At 64.0% G+C, this 522-nt stretch carries 1 protein-coding gene; it reads right to left on the bottom strand.

The genetic code is table 11. The features are described 5' to 3' along the window. Positions 1-505 (bottom strand): immunoglobulin-like domain-containing protein (locus tag J5M58_RS26160; RefSeq protein WP_207880235.1); only part of this gene is annotated, 505 nt, incomplete at its 3' end. Positions 506-522: the final 17 nt, after the last annotated feature.

The raw sequence follows: 522 nt of genomic DNA, 5'->3' as shown, positions 1-522 counted from the left end.
CGTTGCTCAGGGTGACGGTGAAGGCCTGGCCCGCTGGGTGGCTCAGGGTACCGGTAATAGTGGTCTGCCCCCCTTCCTGCACGGCATTGCCGGTCAGGGTCAGCGTCACTGCATCGCCGCCATTCGGCGTGCCCGGGGCGCCAGGATTACCGGGGGTGCCCGGCTCGTCGGTGATCTGCAGGGTCACCGGGTCGCCTTTGATCAGGTTTTCAAAGACCTGCTTGCCTGTACCTTGCTCGGTGATACTGTTGATGGCGATGCTTGGGGCACTGCTGCCGATATACACGTTGTCCGCCAGGACGCCCGACTGCGAGCCACTGATCTGCCCGGCTGCGATGTGGACCACCTTACCGTTGCTCAGCTCGATATCCAGGCCGCCATGCTGGGTCAGGTCAGCACCGGCAGGACCGGTCAGGGTGATGGTGTAGGTCACCGCCTGGCCTTCCACTGCCGGGTTCGGCGAGATGCTCAGCTCGGCCTTCACAGTGTCGACGGTATCGCTCACGGTGACGGTCGTGGTAG

This window comes from Pseudomonas sp. 32_A, from assembly GCF_017490905.1.
GTDB classification, from domain to species: Bacteria; Pseudomonadota; Gammaproteobacteria; order Pseudomonadales; family Pseudomonadaceae; genus Aquipseudomonas; species Aquipseudomonas inefficax.
Note: the sequence above shows the minus strand (reverse complement) of the source record. Positions and strands in the feature narration are given on the sequence as shown.